The 1,941-nt window shown below is 26.5% G+C and carries 2 protein-coding genes; both read right to left on the reverse strand.

All coding sequences use genetic code 11. The features are described from left to right. The coding region (locus GBZ86_RS15440; protein ID WP_170272288.1) for a protein rep at positions 1 to 318 on the reverse strand (318 nt) is incomplete at its 3' end. A gap of 857 nt (positions 319 to 1,175) precedes the next feature. Beyond that, positions 1,176 to 1,941 (reverse strand): protein rep (locus GBZ86_RS15445; RefSeq protein WP_152892138.1); only part of this gene is annotated, 766 nt, incomplete at its 5' end.

Below are 1,941 nucleotides of genomic sequence, written 5' to 3' on the forward strand. Positions count from 1 at the left end.
AAATATAAATCTATAATCATTATTTTCCAAAGTTTTATTCATAACTTTAGATACTTGTCCAAATATTTTCAAACTTCTACGCCAGCAACACATTGGACATAATCTATCTTTGCAAAAATTTGCTCTATATAGCTTTTTTTCATTCTCATTCAAATATTTATATGCCAAATAAGAACCACATTCTTCAACTCTATAAGCTTTTTTAAATCCTAGTCTTTTATAACATTCAGCTAAATCTATAGTTTTCAATTTCTTTCCTTTCCAATTTATATTTTTTCCACTTTTATTTTTATCTATAAGAATTTTTACATCTTTCATATTGATTTTTTTTTGCTATTATAATAATATAATATATACGAAAAGTAATATTTTTTAATATTGCTATAACGTAAAATGAAATATTATTGCATAGAAAAACTCCTTTCATGTTATTTTTTGGATATGACAATTTAAATTATAACAAAGGAGTTTTTATTGTGTCAATAATATGCTGAGAAAATCGACCTAACTCCAGTAATATCAATGGCTAAGGTCGATTTTTAATTTTCCCATTGTTTCTAGTTTATCAAGATAAGAAGAAACTCCACTTGAAAAAGCATAATTTTTTAAAGTTTTTTAGCTTTTCAAGGTTAAATAAAATATAAAAAATAAATCTATAAAATTTATTAAAATTAAAGTATTACAAAGCATCACTAAGTGCTATTTTTAAAATAGGAAATATTACTTTTTTGAAGTACTTAGAATTACTTAAGAAATATAAAGCATTATTAAGTATTACTTAGAATTACTTTTTACCCATGAAGATGGGTTTTTCAGACACACAGCGTGTGTTTTTTTGACCCACAAAGATGGGCAAAAAAGGATATTCTTGTAAAAAGAATATAGCTCGTTATACTCTTGCATGCAAGAGTAACACTCGCCATTGCATGGAGCTTTAGGGTTTTACCCTTGCTACGCTTCACCCAGTCGAGGTTGCTCGACACCAAAAAGGAACAAGTTCCTTTACCTATAGATGTCTCTGACAGCACTTGCAGAGAGCGAAAGGACCTTGTCCTTTTCTTCTTAGTGTATATTTAGTACCCAAACAAGGTAGTATTAAAAAAAGCTACCAGGATCTTATACAAGTCCTTGCAGCTTTTTTTAATCTCCACCTTGTTTTTAATAAATTTTTACATCTAAAGCTTAATATATTCTTTTAATCCAATATTCCACTTATACACCTCTATAACACTATCTAAATCTTCTCTAATCAATTCTTCACTATCAGTATTAACTAAATCACCATTTTCAGCATCATCAAGATTCAAAAGCTTATGAATGCTTCTAAAATCTTTTCCAAACGCAATTAGCCTTCTACCCTTTAAAGCATTATTTAAAATCATAACAGAACTATCTGTCATTACTTGATCTTTAATTAAATAATCATTATCTTTAACTGTATATTTAGCAACTTCTGCAACTGATTTTTTTGCAATATTTTTAGTTGATGTTTTAAATGCCTTTACATTAACAATAGGATTATAATCTATATTTAAACAATCTTTCCACAAAACTGTCCAATTTTTTTGACTTATATATTGCTTAGTATCAGTAAAATAACTTTTATTAACCATAAGTATTATGTGAAAATGAGGATGATATGTATCATAGTCCTTTGAATATTTATTTAAATTATGAGTTACTTCTAATCCTCTAAACCAACCTTTAACTATTTTAAATTCTTTTCTCTTTGTTAATTTTTTAAAAGCTAAAAATAACTTGTCTATTTCATCAGATAACTCAAAACCTTCACAATTTTTAACTGTTAAAGTTAGAAATATAAATCTATAATCATTATTTTCCAAAGTTTTATTCATAACTTTAGATACTTGTCCAAATATTTTCAAACTTCTACGCCAGCAACACATTGGACATAATCTATCTTTGCAAAAATTTGCTCTA

This window comes from Clostridium tarantellae (assembly GCF_009295725.1).
In the GTDB taxonomy this organism is placed as follows: Bacteria; Bacillota; Clostridia; order Clostridiales; family Clostridiaceae; genus Sarcina; species Sarcina tarantellae.